This window comes from Microbacterium protaetiae (assembly GCF_004135285.1).
Classification (GTDB): domain Bacteria; phylum Actinomycetota; class Actinomycetes; order Actinomycetales; family Microbacteriaceae; genus Microbacterium; species Microbacterium protaetiae.
In genome coordinates this window covers 2,618,805-2,637,423 of the sequence record NZ_CP035494.1, presented here as the reverse complement: position 1 = coordinate 2,637,423, position 18,619 = coordinate 2,618,805, and the positions used below count along the sequence as shown (strand labels likewise).

14 protein-coding genes are annotated in these 18,619 nt (G+C 70.7%); 6 read left to right on the top strand and 8 right to left on the bottom strand.

Annotated features, from left to right (window positions below; translation table 11 throughout):
- Nucleotides 1–317 precede the first annotated feature (317 nt).
- Nucleotides 318–998 carry a hypothetical protein gene (locus ET475_RS17880; RefSeq protein ID WP_165310910.1) on the bottom strand — a complete coding sequence of 227 codons (681 nt, stop codon included), beginning with the start codon at nucleotides 996–998 and terminating at the stop codon, nucleotides 318–320.
- 91 nt (nucleotides 999–1,089) lie between these two features.
- Between ET475_RS17880 and ET475_RS12175 the strand changes: the two genes are divergently transcribed.
- The 5 genes from ET475_RS12175 (at nucleotide 1,090) to ET475_RS12155 (ending at nucleotide 9,980) form a co-directional block, all read left to right on the top strand.
- On the top strand, nucleotides 1,090–2,562 hold the full coding sequence (locus tag ET475_RS12175) for a glycosyltransferase family 2 protein (protein ID WP_165310908.1): 1,473 nt from the start codon (nucleotides 1,090–1,092) through the stop codon (nucleotides 2,560–2,562).
- Between the two features lie 15 nt (nucleotides 2,563–2,577).
- Nucleotides 2,578–3,186, top strand: coding sequence for a PadR family transcriptional regulator (locus ET475_RS12170; protein WP_129390532.1), 609 nt, complete (start codon nucleotides 2,578–2,580; stop codon nucleotides 3,184–3,186).
- Nucleotides 3,183–3,902 (top strand): ABC transporter ATP-binding protein, encoded by a 720-nt coding sequence (locus tag ET475_RS12165; RefSeq protein WP_129390529.1) that lies wholly within the window; start codon nucleotides 3,183–3,185, stop codon nucleotides 3,900–3,902. The genes ET475_RS12170 and ET475_RS12165 overlap by 4 nt, the downstream gene beginning before the upstream one ends.
- A 424-nt stretch (nucleotides 3,903–4,326) precedes the next feature.
- Nucleotides 4,327–7,149, top strand: a complete 2,823-nt coding sequence (locus ET475_RS12160; RefSeq protein WP_165310906.1) for an ABC transporter permease — start codon at nucleotides 4,327–4,329, stop codon at nucleotides 7,147–7,149.
- The gene (locus ET475_RS12155; protein WP_129390522.1) at nucleotides 7,146–9,980 is read left to right on the top strand and encodes an FtsX-like permease family protein; all 2,835 of its coding nucleotides are present in this window, start codon (nucleotides 7,146–7,148) and stop codon (nucleotides 9,978–9,980) included. The genes ET475_RS12160 and ET475_RS12155 overlap by 4 nt, the downstream gene beginning before the upstream one ends.
- Before the next feature lie 236 nt (nucleotides 9,981–10,216).
- Here ET475_RS12155 and ET475_RS12150 read toward each other — a convergent pair whose 3' ends face one another.
- The 4 genes from ET475_RS12150 to ET475_RS17870 are packed head-to-tail and all read right to left on the bottom strand — an operon-like array spanning nucleotide 10,217 to nucleotide 14,908.
- Nucleotides 10,217–12,910, bottom strand: coding sequence for a multicopper oxidase domain-containing protein (locus ET475_RS12150; protein WP_129390519.1), 2,694 nt, complete (start codon nucleotides 12,908–12,910; stop codon nucleotides 10,217–10,219).
- Nucleotides 12,907–14,100 carry a hypothetical protein gene (locus ET475_RS12145; RefSeq protein ID WP_207205344.1) on the bottom strand — a complete coding sequence of 398 codons (1,194 nt, stop codon included), beginning with the start codon at nucleotides 14,098–14,100 and terminating at the stop codon, nucleotides 12,907–12,909. Before ET475_RS12145 ends, ET475_RS12150 begins: the two co-directional genes overlap by 4 nt.
- Nucleotides 14,097–14,321, bottom strand: a complete 225-nt coding sequence (locus ET475_RS17875; RefSeq protein ID WP_165310904.1) for a helix-turn-helix domain-containing protein — start codon at nucleotides 14,319–14,321, stop codon at nucleotides 14,097–14,099. Before ET475_RS17875 ends, ET475_RS12145 begins: the two co-directional genes overlap by 4 nt.
- Nucleotides 14,322–14,362: 41 nt before the next feature.
- Nucleotides 14,363–14,908, bottom strand: coding sequence for a helix-turn-helix domain-containing protein (locus ET475_RS17870; RefSeq protein WP_165310902.1), 546 nt, complete (start codon nucleotides 14,906–14,908; stop codon nucleotides 14,363–14,365).
- A gap of 68 nt (nucleotides 14,909–14,976) precedes the next feature.
- Here ET475_RS17870 and ET475_RS12135 point away from each other — a divergent pair, with 68 nt between their 5' ends.
- The gene (locus ET475_RS12135; RefSeq protein WP_129390516.1) at nucleotides 14,977–15,291 is read left to right on the top strand and encodes a DUF2249 domain-containing protein; all 315 of its coding nucleotides are present in this window, start codon (nucleotides 14,977–14,979) and stop codon (nucleotides 15,289–15,291) included.
- A gap of 58 nt (nucleotides 15,292–15,349) precedes the next feature.
- Here the strand turns inward: ET475_RS12135 and hpf are convergent, their stop codons facing one another.
- From hpf to ET475_RS12120, 3 genes are all read right to left on the bottom strand, one after another.
- Nucleotides 15,350–16,015 carry a ribosome hibernation-promoting factor, HPF/YfiA family gene (gene hpf / locus ET475_RS12130; RefSeq protein WP_129390513.1) on the bottom strand — a complete coding sequence of 222 codons (666 nt, stop codon included), beginning with the start codon at nucleotides 16,013–16,015 and terminating at the stop codon, nucleotides 15,350–15,352.
- Nucleotides 16,016–16,149: 134 nt separating this feature from the next.
- Nucleotides 16,150–16,854 (bottom strand): ComF family protein, encoded by a 705-nt coding sequence (locus ET475_RS12125; protein WP_242497622.1) that lies wholly within the window; start codon nucleotides 16,852–16,854, stop codon nucleotides 16,150–16,152.
- A gap of 84 nt (nucleotides 16,855–16,938) precedes the next feature.
- Nucleotides 16,939–18,618, bottom strand: a complete 1,680-nt coding sequence (locus ET475_RS12120) for an LpqB family beta-propeller domain-containing protein (RefSeq protein WP_165310900.1) — start codon at nucleotides 18,616–18,618, stop codon at nucleotides 16,939–16,941.
- Between the last annotated feature and the right edge of the window lies 1 nt (nucleotide 18,619).

Sequence of the window (18,619 nt, the reverse complement as noted above, 5' to 3'; positions counted from 1 at the left end):
CACGTCGAAACCCAGGGCGACGCCCCAGGTTTCGCGAGGAATCCCTTGTCTCAACGCCCACGGGCGAACAAGGCCGCGCCAAGCGGCCCCCGCGCAGCAGCGCTCCGCGCGCAGTAGGCTCGCACCCCGCGCCCCACGCCCGCACCCCCGCGCCCGCACCCCTGCGCCCGCGCCCCTTCTTCGCCGAAACAAGGGATTCGCGTCGAAACCCAGGGCGACGCCCCAGGTTTCGGGAGGAATCCCTTGTCTGAACGCCCACCCGCGAACGCCCACCCGCGAACGCCAACCCGCGAACGCCGCGGGCGAACAAGGCCCGCTCAGGGCGCCTCGTCGGACGACGAGTACACCGGAACGGCAACACCGCCCGGCGAGCGCTGCGCGACGACGATCGCCATCACCCCGAGCCCGACCAGAGCCACGAGGCGGCACAGGGTGGCCAGCTCCGACAGCGTCGGGAGCAGCCCCAGCGCCACGCCGGAGGAGAACGCGCCCGGAACCAGCAGCACCTGGAAGATCACGGGCGGCACGACGCACAGCCCGACGGCCACCAACGGCATCGCCCGGAACCCGCGGGGCACGCGCTCACCGCGAAAGACATCGACCGCCGCAATCAGCGCCGCCGCGACAGGGATGAGCTCGCTCACGGTGGTCGCCGTGAACCACCAGTCGGGCAGCGTCTCGTTCACCACGGCCGCCGGCATCAACAGCGACCAGGCGATCATGCCGGCGAAGGGCCACGCGGCCAGGACAACGAGCGCGACCACCGATGTCACCCGTTCCACCACCCGGCCCCGGCCGAGCGCGAAGGCCAGCCATGCCGCCGACACCAGCATGGTGCCGACGATGTGCGCCCACCCGTTCTCCGGCGACATGGCCACGGCGTCGATCAGCGCGCCCACGATGAGCAACGCCCCACCGGCCGCCCACAACGGACGACGGACTCGAGAGAACCACGACGTCGAGGCATCCATGTCTTCGACGATATCGCCGCGCGACACGCCGGCGCTTCTTCCGCAGTGTTTCTCGGTATGTATATACTCGGCAACTACATACCGGGAAAACACCAGACGGATCGAGAGGCGGACGACGATGTACGAGCTCCTGCACACTGGCACCGTCGCGACGCTCGCGATCGGATACGCCCTGTGCGCCGCCCTCATCTGGTTCGCGGGCGCGCGGGCTCTCGTGCTCTGGGCGCTTTCGCAACGGATGCTGCGTCGCGCTGCCGCGCTGCCGGCAACGGCCGCGGCATCCCCCACTCTGCGCGTTGCCCTGCTGTATTGCGTCGCCGACGACTTCTGCCCCGACGCCCTGCGCGCGAGCATGCGGCAGAGCATCGCCGTAGACACCTACATCTTGGATGACTCACGGGATGCCGCGAACCAGACGCACATCGACGCGTTCGCCGCCGAGCACCTGGCCACCGTCATCCGGCGGCCGCACCGCACGGGGTTCAAAGCCGGCAATCTCAACCACGCGCTCAGCGCGTTGCGCGGCCGCTTCGACGCCTGCGTCGTGCTCGACAGCGACACCGTGTTGCCGCGCGGTTTCGTCGCCGCCGCATCCGCGCAGCTGCAGGATGACGGTACCCTCGCCGTCGTGCAGGCGGTTCCGGATGCCGCGGGCACGACCCTTTTCGCGCGGGTGCTCGGTCCGCTCGTGAACGCGCATGCCCTGGCCAACCACCTGCCTCGCACCCGCGCGGGTCTGCCGATGTTCATCGGGCGCGGCGCGCTGATTCGGGCGGCCGCGATTCACGCGGTGGGCGGCGTGCCCGAGACGGTGGCCGAAGACCTCGCCCTGACCACCCGGCTGCGCGCGGCGGGATGGGGCATAGCGATCCGCCCCGATCTGCGCTTCGGAGAGACGTACCCGATCGACTATGCGGCCCTTCGCACGCAGGTGGGCAAGGCCGCGGAAGGCGCCGCCGAATTCCTGCGCTCAGCGGCGTTGCGCTCCAGCGCACTGCGCGCCCTGCGCCACCGCGAGCGCCTGGACGCGCTCACCGAGACCGCCCTCCTACCCGCGGGAGCACTGGCCGGCCTGGGCATCATGCTCAGCGGCGTGCTGCTGGCCGTCGCGGGCATCGCGCTGCCGGCCGGGCTCATGGCCGCGACCGCCGTGATCGCGCTCATGCCGCTCCTTCCGACGGGCGTCGCGACCTGGCGGCGGCACGGCGCGCTGCCGGCCGCTGTCTTCCTGGCCGCGGCATCCCTCGTCTACGGCTCGGTCGCCCTGCTCACCCTGCGGCGCACCGCGCGTGTGCTGTGCGGACGGCGCGCGGTGTTCACCGTGACGCCGAAGACCGCCACACGTCCCGGCGCCTCGTTCGGCGCACTGCGCTCCGAGTTCGCGTGCGCTCTTGTCGCGGCGGTCGCAGCGATCGCTCTGCACTCCCCCGCCCTCGCCGCTGGCTTCGCCGCGCCTGTCGCCGTGGCCGCCGTCCTGCTCTCGGCGAGCCGACCGCGGGCTGCGGCATCCCGCCATCGCACCACCGGTCATCGCGTCGCGCATCGTGCGCCCGTCGCGCGACGGGCGAGCCTTCCCACCACCGTCCGATAAGAAAGAGGTCACCGCATGTCGGTCAAGCAGAGCCTGCTGGCGATCCTGGATCAGGGTCCCTGTTACGGATACCAGCTGCGCCACGAATTCGACCGGCGCACCGGGTCGACCTGGCCCCTGAACGTCGGTCAGATCTACAACACCCTTGAGCGGCTCGAACGCGACGGGCTTGTCGCCAAGGGCGAGACCGACGAGCAGGGGCACGTGTTCTTCGAGATCACCGACGCCGGGCGCGCCGAAGTACGTGCGTGGCTGGGGTCGCCCGTCGAACGCGGGCAGGGCACACGCGACGAGCTGGCGATAAAGCTCGCGCTGGCCGCGACGCTGCCGGGGGTGGATGTCGCCGAGGTGATCCAGACCCAGCGCCGAGCGTCGCTCGCGCAGCTGCAGGAGCTCAACCGCGCGAAGTACGCGGGCGGCGATCCCGAGGGGTCGGAAGAGCTCGCATGGTCGCTCGTGGTCGATTCGATGATCTTCGCCGCCGAGGCCGAAGTACGCTGGCTCGACCACACCGAACAGCGTCTCGCGCTGCGCCCGCATCACGCGATGGGCCTGGAGTTGTCGACCGAGCGGCCCAAGCGCGGGCGGCCGGTCGCTGCGCAGAAGTCGGAGGCAGCGCGATGAGCGACGCGATCCTGCGCATGGTCGGGGTCAGCCAGCAGTACGGCGTCGGCGAGACCAGCGTGTCGGCTCTGTCGGGCGTCGATCTGGAGGTGGCGCGCGGCGAACTGGTCGCGATCATGGGCGCCTCGGGCTCGGGCAAGTCGACGCTGCTGTCGATCGCGGGCGGGCTGCAGCATCCCACCGCCGGCGAAGTCATCGTCGAGGGACGTCACCTGTCCACGGCCACGCCGCGCGAGCTCGCGTTGCTGCGTCGGCGTTCCCTGGGGTTCGTGTTCCAAGACTTCAATCTCATCCCGACCCTCACGGCGCTCGAGAACGTCACGCTGCCGCTCGAGCTCGACGGCTTCCGAGCCCGGCTGGCGCGCCGTGCGGGTCGGGATGCGCTCTCGTCGGTCGGCCTGGCCGACAAGCTCGACGCGTATCCCGACGACCTGTCGGGCGGCCAGCAGCAGCGCGTGGCCATCGCGCGCGCGGTCGTCGGCGGGCGGCGCCTGATCCTTGCCGACGAGCCGACCGGCGCGCTGGACTCGGTCACCGGCGAGCTCGTGCTGAAGGTGCTGCGCACGCGGGTGGATGCCGGAGCCGGCGCGATCCTCGTCACGCACGAGGCGCGCCACGCGGCCTGGGCCGATCGGATCGTCTTCCTGCGCGACGGGCGCATCATCGACGAGTCGCGCCGCGACGGCGTCGAGGCGCTGGCCGAGGTGCCCGCGTGAGCGGGGTGGCCGCAGCATCCGCCGCCCGCTGCGCTCTCGTGCCTCATGCACCGCGGACGCCCGGCCGGATACGGACGATGTGTGGCGGCCTCCTCCGCATCTGGCCTGATTCGGGCGATCGGCACGCACGGGTCCCGCCGCATAGCGCCACACCGGCCCTCTCCTCGCCTCACCGCATCGCACCGGTCCTCTCCTCGCCTCAGCGCACCGCGCCGGCCCTCCCCTCGCCTCAGCACACCGCGCCGGCCCTCCCCTCGCCTCAGCGCACCGCGCCGGCCCTCCCCTCGCCTCGGCAGAGGAGAATGCCCGAGGCGAGGACGGAATGCACCGAATCGGCCCTCGCTTCGGCAGATCTCCTCGCCTCGGGCGAGGAGACGACGGGATGCCGCAGCCGCTCGGCAGCGCACCCCACGGAGGCCGCGCGATGAGCCGGCGACGGGATGACGCGCGCGGCGCAACCGCCACCGACAAGCGACCGCGCCCGAGCGCCTGGGCGCGCTGGCGCGCCGACCTGCGGCTCGCACGCCGCCAGGTGTGGCGCACGCGCGGGTCGAGCGCGCTTGTGGTGCTGCTCGTGGCGCTGCCGGTGTTCGCCCTGACCGGCGGCGTGGTGTTCTGGAAGAGCAACCAGCCTTCGCCCACGCAGCTGGTGACACTGGCGCTCGGGCGCACCCAGGCATGGATCGAGATCGTCGGGGGTCCCGACTCGAGCCGCGTGCAGTCCATCGACGAGCCCCAGTGGTACGACCTGGACTACGACGACGAGACCGGCGCCCTCACGAACCCCGAGCGGCCTGCCCCGACCAGTCCCGATGACGTGCTGCCCGCCGGCACCAAGACGATCGAGGTCACCTACGGCGGCGACACCTCGGTGACCACCGCGACCGGCACCGCGCAGGTCTCGGTGACGACGGGCGCCGTATGGGACCCGGTGTTCACCGGCCGGTATGCAGTGATCGACGGCCGGGCCCCGGCATCCTCTACCGAGGTCATGGTGACCCCGGGTCTGCTGCAGCGGATGGGGCAGAAGATCGGCGGGTCGGTCGTGCTGCCCGAGGCGGGCGTGACACTGACCATCACCGGCACGCTGCGCGAGCTCGATCAGAGCCCTGACAGCGACGAGCTGTTCCTGCCCGAACCGGGCGACGTGCTCTCCCATCCGGGCTTGACCCGCTGGTACACGCCCGACTGGCAGCCTGATGCCGCCACCCTGGCGACGATGAACCAGGCCGGTTTCGTCTCGTTCGCGCGTGATCTCGTGCTCGACCCGCCTGCGGGCGCGCGCGTGGTGCGCGACCAGCAGTCGGAGATCTGGGCCCTGCTCGCCTATGCCGCCATCGCCGCGGCGTTCAGCGGCTACCTGGTCGTGTTGCTGGCCGGCGCCGCGTTCGCGGTCTCGGCCCGCCGCCAGGCGCGCGCTCTCGCCGTGGCCGCCAGCGTCGGCGCGACGAAGGGGCACGTGTTCCGCATCGTCCTGTTGCAGGGTGCCGTGCTCGGACTCGTCGGCGGCCTGGTCGGCTCGGCGCTGGCGCTCGGCGCCAGCGCGGCCGCCCGGGCGCTGTTCGACGATGGTGTGGTCGGGTCGATCCGTGCCGGCTGGGGCTGGAAGGCGCCGTGGCTGCTCGTGGCCGCCATCCTCGTGTTCGCCGTGCTCGTAGGACTTCTCGCGGCGATAGCGCCCGCGCGTGCAGCGACCCGCGGCGACGCGTTGGCGGCCCTGCGGGGCTCGCGGCGCCCCGCCGTGCTCAAGCCGCGGCGACCGCTGTGGGGGCTGGGCCTGATGGTCTTGGGTGTTGCGGCGACGATCGTGGGGGCGCTCGGGCTTGCCGCGCTCAACTCCGCACGCGAGATCGACTACACCTCGCCTTGGCGCACTCTCCTGCTGTTCGCGATCGTCGCCGGACCCCTCGTGTTTCAGGTGGGCATCATCGTCGGCGGGCACTGGACGCTCGCGATGATCTCGCGCGCGTTCTCACGGATCGGGCTCGGCGCCCGCGTAGCGAGCCGGGATGCCGCGGCCAATCCCTCACGCGTGGTGCCGGCATTCGCTGCCATCGCCGCCTGCGTGTTCGTGGCATCCTTCGCTCTGTCGATGACGGCGATGGCCTCGGCCGGCAGCACCCGCACCTACCCGTGGACCGGCCACCTGGGGTCGGTCTTGGTCGGGATGGACGGGGATGATTCGGCGAGCGATCCCGACACGTACACCGACGCAGCGCGCGCGCTTCTCGCGCCATCGCAGCCGTCGGCGACCGCCGTCGTGTGGCAGCTCGCGGGCACAGCGGTCGACCCCGACACCGGCGAGCCGACCGACCCCGACGCGCCCGTGTGGACCGTCGCGCAGTCCGACGCGGAGGCGGCCGACTGCCCGGAGTGCACTGGTGAGACCGCATACATCGCCGGTCCGCAGCTCGACATCGTCGCGCCCGGGGACCTGGAGACGATTCTCGGAGCGCCGGTGCCCGCAGCCGACCTTGCCGCCTTCCGTGGCGGGGGTGCCCTGTGGTTCGGTCAGGACGGATACGGCGACGACCACGCGACGCTCGTGCAGTGGAGCGCATCGGATGAGCACTCCTACGAGCAGACCCCCGCGGATTCCGGCGCCAAGCCGAAGGCGCTGCACGAGATTCCGGTGCGATCGGTCGCAACGCCCTACCCGCAGGCCGACTGGTCGCTGTACATCGCGACCGGCACGGCCGACAAGCTCGGCATGGCGCTGCGACCGCAGACGATGTTCGCCGCGTACGACCAGATGCCGAGCGACGCGGTCATCGACGCGCTGACCGCCGATGCCGAGAATCTGCGGGTGGGACGGAACGGACGGTTCGGCACGTACCTCGAGCGCGGCCCGCAGCCGATCGACCCAGTGCTCTGGCTCATCACGGGCGCCACCCTCGTGCTCGTGATCGGCGCCGGAGCTATCTGCCTGGGTCTCGCCCGATTTGAGCGGCGCCCCGACGACGCGACCCTCACCGCTGTCGGGGCCGGACGTGGCCTGCGCCGGTCGGTGAATGCCTGGCAGGCCGTGATAGTTGTCGGGATGGGCACGGTGGTCGGCACTGTCGCCTCGCTGATCCCTGCCTGGGGCATCGCCCAGACCTCGAGCGATTACATGCGCTTCGGCGACGACACGCCGTGGATCTGGCTGGGCATCGTCGCGCTCGGGCTGCCGGCCGTCGTGGCCGCGGCATCCTGGCTCGTGCCGCCGCGCACACCCGACCTCACCCGCCGGACCGCCATCGCATGAGCGCGCTTCCGCATCATCCCTCCGCCGAGCGTCCTCGACCCAGCGCCTGGGCGCGCTGGCGCGCCGACCTGCGGCTCGCACGCCGACAGGTGTGGCGCACGCGCGGGTCGAGCGCGCTTGTGGTGCTTCTTGTCGCGCTGCCGGTGATGGTGCTCGGCGCCGCCGCGGTGTTCTGGCAGAGCCATCTGCCCTCGCCCGTTCAGCAGGCGACGCTTGAGCTGGGGGCGAACCAGTCCTGGCTCGAGGTCATCGGTGGACCCGACCCCAGCCGCACGCAGGCCGCGGGAGATCCATACAGCTCACACGTCGACACCGATGAGAACGGCGACGCCGTCAACGCCCGGCAGCCCGAGCCGACCTCTCCCGCCGGACTCGTCCCGGCGAGCGCGACGGTGCGCGCTGTCACAGAGCATGCGACGGTGTTCGTCGACACCGCGGGCGGGATGGCGAGCGTGCCCGTCGTCACGGGTGCGACATGGGATGCCGCGTTCACGGGTCGCTACGAGATCCTCGCCGGTGCCCGCCCCGATGCCGCGGGCGAAGCCATGGCCAGCCCCGGCCTTCTCGCTCGACTGGGCGCGCAGATCGGCGACACCGTCACACTCACCGACGCGGAGCGCACTTTCACTATCACCGGGACTATGCACCAGCTCGACCAGCGCCCGGGCGTGGAGATGCTCTTCCTGCCCGCCGACGCGCGCAATCTGGTCAGCGGTGGCGAGACCCGCTGGTTCGTCGCCGATTGGCAGCCCGACCGAGCAGGCCTCGCCGACCTGAACCACGCCGGACTCATCGCCTACGCGCGCGATCTCCAGCTGACACCTGCGGCGTTGCAGGCCGCCCGGGCCTCTGGCGATGACGAGACGTGGTCGGCGCTGCTCTTCGGGTCGATGGCCGCCGTCTTCTGCGGATACCTCGTGGTGCTGCTGGCGGGCGCCGCCTTCGCGGTCGCGGCTCGACGACAGCAGCGCACGCTGGCTGTGGCATCCAGTGTCGGCGCATCACGCGGCGACGTCTTCCGTGTCGTGGTGCTGCAGGGCACGGTGCTCGGCACGGTTGCGGGCATCGTGGGCACGGCGGCCGCAATCGGTGTGGCAACCGTCGCTCTCGCGATGACCGACGGCGGCGCCCGCGGCACGTTCTGGGGAAACTGGGGCGTGAAATTGCCGTGGGGAATGCTCGCCGGCATCCTGATCTTCGCCGTGGTGGTGGGGACGGCCGCGGCGATCGTCCCCGCTCGTGCCGCGACGCGCGGCGACGTCATCGGCGCACTGCGGGGCGCTGGCCGGCCTGCCCGTCTGCGGACGAGCCGGCCGTTCTGGGGGCTGGCAGCGATGATCGTGGGGCTGGGCGCCGCGATCGCCGCGGCCCTGGGCTGCGCGGCCGTGACTGCCGCGCAGGCCACGGGACACTACAACGCCAACGTCGACCAGACGGTGCGGCAGGTTGCTGTCATCGGGCTGGTCGCCGGTCCCGTGCTGTTCCAGGTGGGCATCATCCTGGCCGGGCACTGGGTGCTCACCGTGGCCTCTCGCGTGCTCGCGCGCCTGGGCATCGCCGCGCGAATCGCAGGACGGGATGCCGCGGCCAACCCCTCGCGGGTGATCCCGGCGTTCGCGGCGATAGCGGCGTGCGCATTCGTGGCGACGTTCGCAATGTCGTTCCTATCGATGGCGAACCGCGCCGAACAGAGCTGGCACAGCTGGTCGGGGCCGCTGGGCAGCGTCTCGGTGAGGTCTCAGACGGCAGCGGACACTCTCGACTCCGACGCGTTCACCGCGGCTGCCGAGGGCGTTGTCGCTCCCACTGCGCCGCAGCACATGGCGCTCGTGTCGGGGACGATGACGGCCTCCTACGATCACGACACGGGCGACCTGCTCGACCCCGAGATGGCCGTGTGGTCAGTGGCGGGAACCACGTGCGACACGTGCGCACCGCTGCGCGACCTGTCGACCGGGTGGGTCTCGGTCATCGCGCCCGACGACCTTGAGACCGTGCTGGGCATGCGGCTGTCGACAGAAGTGCTCGATGCCTACCGCGCCGGCACCGCGTTGGATGTCAATACGTCGAGGAGGTTCGCGCAGGATGGCACCGCGCAGATCGTCGAGTGGACCGCGGAACAGCTCGCCGACTATCGTGACGCGGTCAGCGAGTATCAGATGGGCTCCATAGCGGCGACGGACCTGCCGGAGCCCACCGCCGTGCACGAAGTGCCAGCGCGCACCATCACGCTGGACGACGGCGCGGACTGGCTGGGACTCGCGATCTCGCCCGCGCTGGCCGGCAAGCTCGGCATGTCGACGGTACCTACGACGTTGATAGCGACGTACTCCGGACCGGTGAGCACTGCGAGCGCTGACGCCATACGCGCGGCGGCGGCCGATGTCCGGGTCGGCGAGACCGGCACGTTGTCGGTATCCGTCGAGCGTGGGCCCGCATCGGCCTCGCCGTGGCTGTGGCTCATCTCGGGAGTGACCATAGTGCTCGTGATCGGAGCGGGCGCGGTGTGCCTGGGGCTGGCGCGCTTCGAGCGGCGCGCCGACGACGCGACCCTCACCGCCGTCGGTGCGGGAAACGGCCTACGCCGACGTGCCAACGCGTGGCAGGCACTCATCATCGTGGGCTTGGGGACGCTCGCGGGTGTGGGCGCGGGGCTCATCCCGTCGTGGGGCATCACCCAGGGGTATAACGCCCAATCCCTGCACTTCGCCGATACGCCGTGGACCGCCCTGGTCGTGTTCGTCGTTGTTCTGCCGCTGGTGATGACCGCGGCATCCTGGCTCGTCCCGCCGCGGGCACCCGACCTCACGCGCCGCACCGCCATCGCGTGAGCGCGACCGCTACGCCGCGGCACAGCCGGCGCTCAGTGCGGCAGCACAGCCGGCACTGAGTCCGCCAACGCCTCCGAGCGCTCCCGCGGCGCGGCATCCGCTCACCAAAGGAGGAGATCCCACCAAACGAGTACGAAAAGCCCGAAAGGCTCCTCCCTTCGTGAGATCTCCTCCGCTCGTGAGGGTGCGGGATGCCGCAGCGAGGGGGCGGCATCCCGCAGACACGGATGGCGCCCCTACTTCGTCACCTCTAAGATGCCGTGCGCGCCGCGCTCGGCGTCGATCATGAAGTGCGACACGAACGGGTAGTGCCCGGCCTCGGGGAAGGTCAGCTCGACGAAACCGCCTTGCGCGGGCATGAGCCCCAGCGCCTGCGAGCCGGTATCCGCCGACCGGCGCACGAGGTAGCGCCCCTCGCTCCATACGGTGTCGAACTGTCCGCCCACGATGTGGAAGCTCGTCGCCCTATTCGGTCCGGCATCCAGCACCCACACGCGCACCCGGTCGCCGACCGCAGCCGTGAGCGGCGCGTGGTCGTACTGGTTCGCGTACCCGTTGAACACGACCAGATCGGGCTCATCCGCCGCGAGCTTGTCGGCGTCGACCGATCCGCCGTCGTGCGAGCCCAGGTAATACTCGCCCTGCACGAGCACATACGACTCGTCCACGGCAGGCAGATCAGCAGGCTCGATGACCACTGCGCCGTACATTCCGTTTGCGATATGTGCAGTCATCGGCATGGTCGAACAGTGATACATCCAGATGCCCGAGCGGTTCGCGGTGAACGTGTAGGTCAGGCTCTCGCCCGGGGCGATAGTGCGCATCGGCTCGTCGGGCGCGAGAGATCCGGCATGGAAGTCGATCGAGTGCCCCATGTCTCCGTCGTTGACCAGAGTCACGACGAACGTGTCGCCCACCCGCCCGTGCAGCACCGGTCCGGGGGCTGTGCCGTTGTATACCCACAACGTCTGGGTGACACCCGGCGCCACCTCGATCTTCTTGTCCGTGACGGTCATCGTCACACGCCGGGTGACCGGGCCGTCCGACTTCTCCAGCGCCGGCAGCGTTGCGTTGTACGGCTCGAAGCCCTCGCCGGGCGAGGCCGACAGGTCGATGCCACCCGAGGCGGCTCCGCCCATGTCCATGTCGCCCATGTCATGCGTGGGCGAGGCCGAGGGTGAAGGACCGGATGCCGCGGCCCCGGCGACCTTCACCGTCATGGTCATGCCCGCCTGCTTGTGCCCGATGATCGAGCACCAGCCGTCGAGGTCGCCGCTGATCACGCCGACGTCGATGGTCTCGCTCTCCCCCGGCGACAGCCGATGCCCGGCCACGCCGTTGGAGAACACCAGGTCGTGCACCATCGAGGTGTCGACGTTGGTCAGCTCGATCTTCAGCCGGGTGCCGGCCGGCACCTCGATCACGTTCGGCGTGTATTTGTAGCTCGTCGCCTCGACCTGCACGACCTTCACCGGCGCGTTCGCATCGCCCGCCGCCGCCGAGCCCCAGCCGAGCGAGATCGGGTCCATCGCCGCGGTCACCGCCACCGCGAGCACCACCGCCAGCAGCCCCGCAACGGCTTGCCCGGCCCGATGCGGCTTGTCGCCCTCGGGCGTGATCGGTCCGTGCGGGCGCTCGCCCGACGCGATGCCCGCCTTCGTCTCAGCCAGCGCCGCACCCGAGCGCTTCGCCGCGCCCTGCGCGCGCATGCCCAGCAGCATCAGCACAAGGAACGACGCCATCGCGATGAAGTAGAGAAGGGATGCCACGACCCGCATGAGACTCGACACCGGTAGTGCGCACACGACGAGCGAGGCGTTGGCCACCGCGATGCGCAGTGCTCCGCCGCGGTCGAACACGGTCGTTCCCACCCGCACCGGGCTGGGGCCCCCGCCGAGCACGACGGGGATCAGATAGCTGAGCGCGCCCAGCAGCACCTGGGCGGCGAATCCGGCCGCCAGGAACGGCACGATCTGGTCCACGGCATCCTGCACCGCATCGAACCCTGTGCCGGAATGGAAAGCGATGATCGTGGCCACGATGAGCCAGATGACGCATCCGATCCACCAGAGCACGCCCATGCCGATCGACAGCGCCGAGAAGCTGCGCGGCGGCGCCTGCCGGGCCGCGCGCCACAACGAGACGCCGATGATCGACAAGCCCACGACGTAGCCGATCAGCCCGATCACCAGAGCCGGCAGAAAGGCGGCCGCGGCTCCGGCGGCAGCCACGAGCACCGCGATCCCCAGCACCGGCAGCGCGCGGGCCGCTCCCACTGCCGCGTGATCGTCGGCGCGCGTGCGCAGGATCGTCGGCCACAGCGTCACGAGGGTGCCCGCGACGGTGAGGCCTATCCAGCCCAGCACGTTCAGCAGCGCGTGGGCGAGCACGAGATTCGCGGAACTGTTGTCATGGGCCAGCCACGCTCCCAGCCCCGCACCGATCGGCAGGATCGCGGCGGCGGCGATGTAGTACCGGATCGTGCGCCCGAACCGGCCCGGCAGGCTCTTTCGCGACCGGGCGTACAGGCTCGCACCGTGCCAGATGACCCCGGCGATGAGGGATGCCGCGCCCACGAGCGTGAGCGCCCACACACTCGAGAGCACGCCGGCGATCACGAGCACCGCACCGCCGTTCGACAGCGCGAGCCGCCAGCTCTGCAGCCGGCGCCCGGCGACGGTCGGCGAGGAGCGCAACAGCGCGTAGGAGAAGTACTGGCTCCACACCATGATCGCGTGGGTCACCGCGCCCAACAGCAGCAGGTGGATCATCAGCCACCGCGGCTCGGGCAGCGCCTGGTGCGCCAACACGGCGGCGACCACCAGCAGCAGCCAGACAAGTGTGGGGATGTCGCGCAGCGCCCAGAATCCGCGGTTGGGTGCCTTGTCGTCGGGGCGTTTCGGGCCGGCGGGCAGCTTCGGGGCGCTCATGCCTGTCCTTCGGGTTTTCCGGGGGCGGGGCGCGGCGTCGTCGGCACGCGGGGGGAGATTCGAGGGGATGCCGCGGCCCGCGCGGTCGCGGCATCCTTCTTCTTCTTCGTGGGCGGGCCGATGATCGCACTCGTGACGGCCGTGACAACGAAAAGCAGCAGGGCGATCACGCCCAGCACGCCGCCGATCTGCCATCCGGCCGGCTGTGCGAGGCCGTCGCCGACCCACAGGCGCACGATCAGACTCAGCTGCAGGATCGCAGCGGGTACCCAGAAGGCGGCACGGTAGGGCAGGTCGATGTGCAGCACGGCGGGCAGGATCGTGGTGGCGTGCGCCATGATCATCGAGATCGTGTAGCCGAGGAACACGGCGTGCACGATGGCGTCGTAGGCCGGCTGCGAATCGGGGTAGCCGAACAGCAGCGCGATTCCGGCGATCGCCAGCCACACATAGCCCGACAGGATGCACGCGGCCATGTAGCGCGCGGCGCCCTTCGCACGGATGGTGCGTCGCGCGATGTCGTGCACGATCAGCCAGGCCACCATCGCCAGCAGCGCGAGACCGAGCAGGATAGCCCCCAGATCGGGGAAGACGACGCCCACGGCCAGGGCGATGGTGATCGTCCAGGCGTGCACGAGCAGGCGGTTGCCGGCGTTCGGGCCCATCGTGATGCGGGCGAGTTCGACCCGCTCGGCGGCGATGGTGAGCACGACGAAGCCGATCAGCCACGGCAGCACGTGGTCCATGGTGTCTTGCGTCAGCCAGATGACAGCTCCCGCGCAGCCCAGGCCGGCGCCCAGCAGCTGCACGAGCAGGGGGGCGTCGAACTGGCGCCGCCACAGCGGAATGTAGATGAGCGTGAACGCCGCGGTGCCGGCAACCAGCAGTACCTTCGCGACGAACAGCGGAATCGGGTCGGCCAGCAGCGCGATGCCGCCCAGGCCCAGCAGCGCGGGGGCGATGAACCCGTACCAGCGTGCCAGCGCGGTCGCGCGCTCGAGCGCGATCAGGGTGCCGACGAACCCGAGCACCATCAGCATCCCGTGCGTGTCGGGAAGGCGCGAGGTGCTCACCGGCGCGGGCACGCCCAGCAGCAGCAACGCGGCGTCAAGGCCTGCCAGAAGCGACAGCCCGGCGGGCAGAATCCAGATCAGGCGCCAGGAGGGTCCGCGACGCCGCCGCGCGGTCACTGCGCGGCCCGCAGCTGCAGAGTGCACTGGCCGGGTGCGCTGAACGGGATCAGCCGCGTGTCCATCTGCTCGCCGGCTGCGGCCAAGACGCCGTCGATCATGCCCTGGTGCACGGCGCAGACGATGGTGGGATGCTTCGAGGCCGCCTCGATCAGCGGACAGCGCCGCAGCACCACCTCGTCACCCGCGCCATCGGGCGCGAAACCCTGCTCGCGCATCACGTCGATCACCAGGTCGCGAGGGGTGGATGCCGCAGCCTCGGCTACCTCGGCAGCGGTGCCCCGGCGGCGGCGTCGGTGCCCCCGGCGGCGGCGTCGGTGCCCCCGGCTGACGCATCGGCGCCGGCCGCAGACAGCGGCGCCCGTCGGGCGGCGATCTCGCTCCCCCAGCGTCGACCGGCCTCCCGCGCCTGGGCGATGGGATCTTCTGCCGTGTGCGCGAGGGTGTCGGCGAGAACTCCGGCCAGTGCCGCGTAGGGATTCTCGGGGTCGGGGCGCGCGGCGACCCAGAGCCACGCCGGGCGTCCGCGGCCCGATGCCGGCTCGCGCTGACGGCCGATGTACCCGTCGATGAAGAGCTGTTCGAGATGCCCGCGCACCGTGTTCTCGTGCAGACCGGTCGCGGTCGACAGCGCCGCTGTCGAGACCGGGGCGCTCTGCGCCTCGATCATGCGCAGGACCATCTCGCGGGTGGTCGAGTGCCGGCGTCCGTTGGCCGAAAGCCGCCGCTGTCCTGGGCCCTCGGGGCGTGCCGGACGCATCGTCGCTCCGGCCGGCGACCGATCGTTTGCGCGCGCACGAATTTCCACGGAATCTATTGTAATAAACTTGCGGCGGACTTCGCGAATGCCATCGCGAACACGAGACGGGAGTCGCCATGTCGAACATCGAGATCCACCGGTCGCCCGAAGAGGCCGCCGCCCACGACCACGCCGCGGAGTGCACGTGCGGTGAGGTGAACGAAGATCTGCCCGAGTTCGACGTGCAGACGATTCCGCACGCGATTCGCCATCAGGCCATCTTCGGCGCCGTCGAGGCGCTGACTCCCGGAGCCGGCCTCATCATCTCGGCCAATCACAACCCGCTCCCCCTGCTGGCCCAGCTCGAGGCGCGGTACGACGACCGTTACTCCACGAGCTACCTCGACCAGGGTCCCGACCGCTGGCGCATCCTGATCCGCAACGCCGCGTAGATCACAGGCTCGCGCGGGCGGCCGCACCCCCCTCCGGGCCGCCCGCGCGTCTGCGTGTCTACGAAGCCAGCTCTGCCGAAGGCGGCGCCTGCGTCGTCAGCGAGATCACGCCGTAGTCCCAGCCCTTGCGCCGGTAGACCACGCTCGGGTGGTCGGTGCGTGCATCGATGAACAGGAAGAAGTCGTGCCCGACCAGCTCCATGCGGTCGACGGCGTCTTCGACGGTCATCCACTCCGGCTCGAACCGCTTGGTGCGGATGACCACCGGGGTGTAGTCCTCTTCATCTTCGGCACCCGTGAGAATCGGGATCTCCCCCGTGGCGACCGCGCGCAGCACGTCGACCGACGCCGGTTGCAGATCAACGCCGCTCAGCGAACCCGTGCCCTTGTCGAGCACCGCACCGCGCGGGCGTCGGCGGGCATCGACCCGCTTCTCTTTCGCGCGACGCACTTGCTCGGCGAGCTTGTCCACGGCGATGTCGAGCGCCGTGAACTTGTCGCCGTCCACGGCCTCGGCCCGCACCACGGGCAAGCCCTTGCCGCTGAGCGTGAGCTCGACGGTCGAATCCTCCATACGCCCGTTGTGATAGGCGCGGTGGGTGACCTTGACGTCCATCTGCTGGGCGCGAGGTGCGAGGTTCTCAATGCGGGTGGACTTTTCCTCGACCACTCCGCGGAACCGATCGGAGACGCTCACTCCTACGCCGACGATGCTGGTTTCCATCCCTGACCTCCTGGTTCCGGTCCCCCCGGCCAAGGGCGGACCTCGTCGCCTTGTTGCCCCCACCGTAGTCCGCCCGGTGCCGCGTGTCACGTCCCCATCGACGTGAGAAACGAATGTCGGTGCTGTGGGCCCGCTCAGCGCGAGATCAGCGGCAGTCGGCGCGGCGTGGCCGCGACCGTTGCGGCACCCTGCACCACACCGCCGGCCGCACGCACAGCACGGGCCGCCTCGATCAAGGTGGCACCGGTGGTCACGACATCGTCGACCAGGAGCACACCGACGCCGTCGAGGCTGCGCGTCGCGCGCATGCTGCCGGTCACATTGCTCGCGCGCTCGCTGCGCGAGAGACCGCGCTGGTCGTCGGTGGCGCGCACGACCTTGAGCACCCGCACCGGTCGCAGCCCGGCACGCCGGGCCAGCAGCTCGCCAGGCCGATAGCCACGGCGCCGCATCGCGGCAGGCGAGCTGGGCACCGGCGCCACAAGCGGCGTGCGTGCCCCCGCACCACGCGCCCCGGGTGCGCTCTCCCCCGACTCGCGCGCCGCGACCGCACCCGCCACCGCCGCCGCCAGCACCGGCCCGAGCGAGCGGGCCAGGTGCGTGCGTCCGTTCTCCTTGAGCGCACGCAGCACCCGTGCGGGCACCTGCTCGAACGGCAGCCCGCTGTGCACGGTCAGGCCGTGGGCGAGCGGTCGCGCGGTGACGTGCGGCTGCAGCATCCCTCGGCACGTGTCGCACAGTGCGACATCAAGGGCGCCGCAGCCCGCGCATTCGACCGGGAACGCGAGCGCCAGCGCCTGTGCGCCGGCGGTGCGCAGCAGCATCCCGATCTCTTCCACGCTCCGATCGTCGCCGGTCTCTCCCCGGCGACGCCGCCCGCTGCGGGCATCTGTGGATAACCCTTCCTTGGGGAGGAAACGCCGTCAGCCTTGCGTCGAGGGCGGAATCCCCTGCGCCTGAGCGAGCACCCGCACACCCGTTCCCGCCTTCTCCCAGTTCGAGCCGCGCTCTGAGTACAGGGTGCCGTCGGCGCCGAGCAGACGCACCGTGGTCGCGGTGGTCCCGGCGATGGCGACGACATCGTCGGGTGCCGAGATCGAGCTCGCCGGCCCGCCGACGATCTGCTGTACCACGACCCTGCCGCTGCCCGACTGCGCCAGCACGCCGAGGGTGCTGTCATCGATCCAGGTGAGTGCGATGCCTCGTCCGGGCAGTTTCGCCAGCGTCACCGAGTCGCCCAGCGAGGTGGGAACCCCGTCGTCGTCGCGGACGACGCCCGAGACCTCGATGGTCGGCTGCCCGCCCACGGTCACCAGCGCCGCCAGACGCGTTCCGTCGCGCGAGATCGCCATCGCGCCCACCCGTGACGCGTTGGTCCAGGCGCCGTTGACCTCGGCGCGCTTGCCTGCGGGGTCGAACGCGACCAGCCCGCCGGGGTCGCTCTCGGGCACGCTCCAGATGAAGCCGGCCCGGTCGATCACCGGATTGATCAGCCCCTGCCGCTCATCGAGCGACAGCAGGTCACCGGATGCCGGGACCCGCGCCACAGCGCCCGATTCCGTGCGCACCGCGGCGGCCGAATAGTCGGCTGCCAGTTCGATCGAGGCCGGGCGGATCTTCGTCATCGACTCGGTGATGCCGGCGACCGCTTCCACCTCATCGGCCCCGGCGACGAAGCCGAATCCCTTGTCGGTCTGCACCAGCGCCCGCGAGTCGATGCGCGACGAGCGCGTGGCCACCTCCTGCGCGCTCAGCGCGCTGCCGTTGTACTCCATCGTCACCCCGCTCAGCCCCGCGGCCGCCATGCTGCGCACCAACTGCGTCTGCATGCGGTCGAGCGTCTGCGATTTCAACGACAACACCGGACGGGTCAGGCTCACCTCGGCGATCGAGCCGGTGACCGGCACCGCCGGCGGGTCGATCGACACGTCGTCGGGGAACGCCGACTTGACGCTGCCGGCGAGCCACGAGCTGGGTTTTCCGTTCACGAGCGCTGTCGCGATGCGCGTGGCGGCGTTGCTCGCGGGGAACCACCGCATGTCGGGCACGAGGTACTGCCAACTCGGGTCGAAGTACATCAGGGGGTACTGATGGAACACGCTCGTGAATTGGTCGGTGCCCAGCACGATGCCGTCGGGCGCCTGGGAGATGCGCCACTGGTCGTCGACCTTCTCGAGCTGGAACGCCAGCGGTGTCTGCCCGCCCTCCGACGTCTTGTACACACCGTCGGCGTCGACCGTGGCCTGCTGGGTGACGGTGAGCACGACCTTTCCGTCGCCCGATTTCACATAGCTGCGAGCGGTGCGGTCATCGATCGTGGTGATTTCACGCGGCTTCCACTGGTCGCGATAGTCGGGTGCCAGGTACAGCTGGGCGATCGCCCAGTTGCCCTCGGGGCCGATGCCGGCGTCGATGAACCCCTGCACGATCTGCTCGGGTGAGGCGCCGTCTTGCGGTTTGACCGGAACGTACGAGAAGTCGGGGGGCGAGACAGCGCCCGGGGGCAGACCCGCGAACACCGGTCCCGAGGTGGGCAGCCCCGCGCACGCCGACAGCGCGAGGGCGCAGGCCGCGACCACCGCCACCAGCGCTGTGCGCAGCATC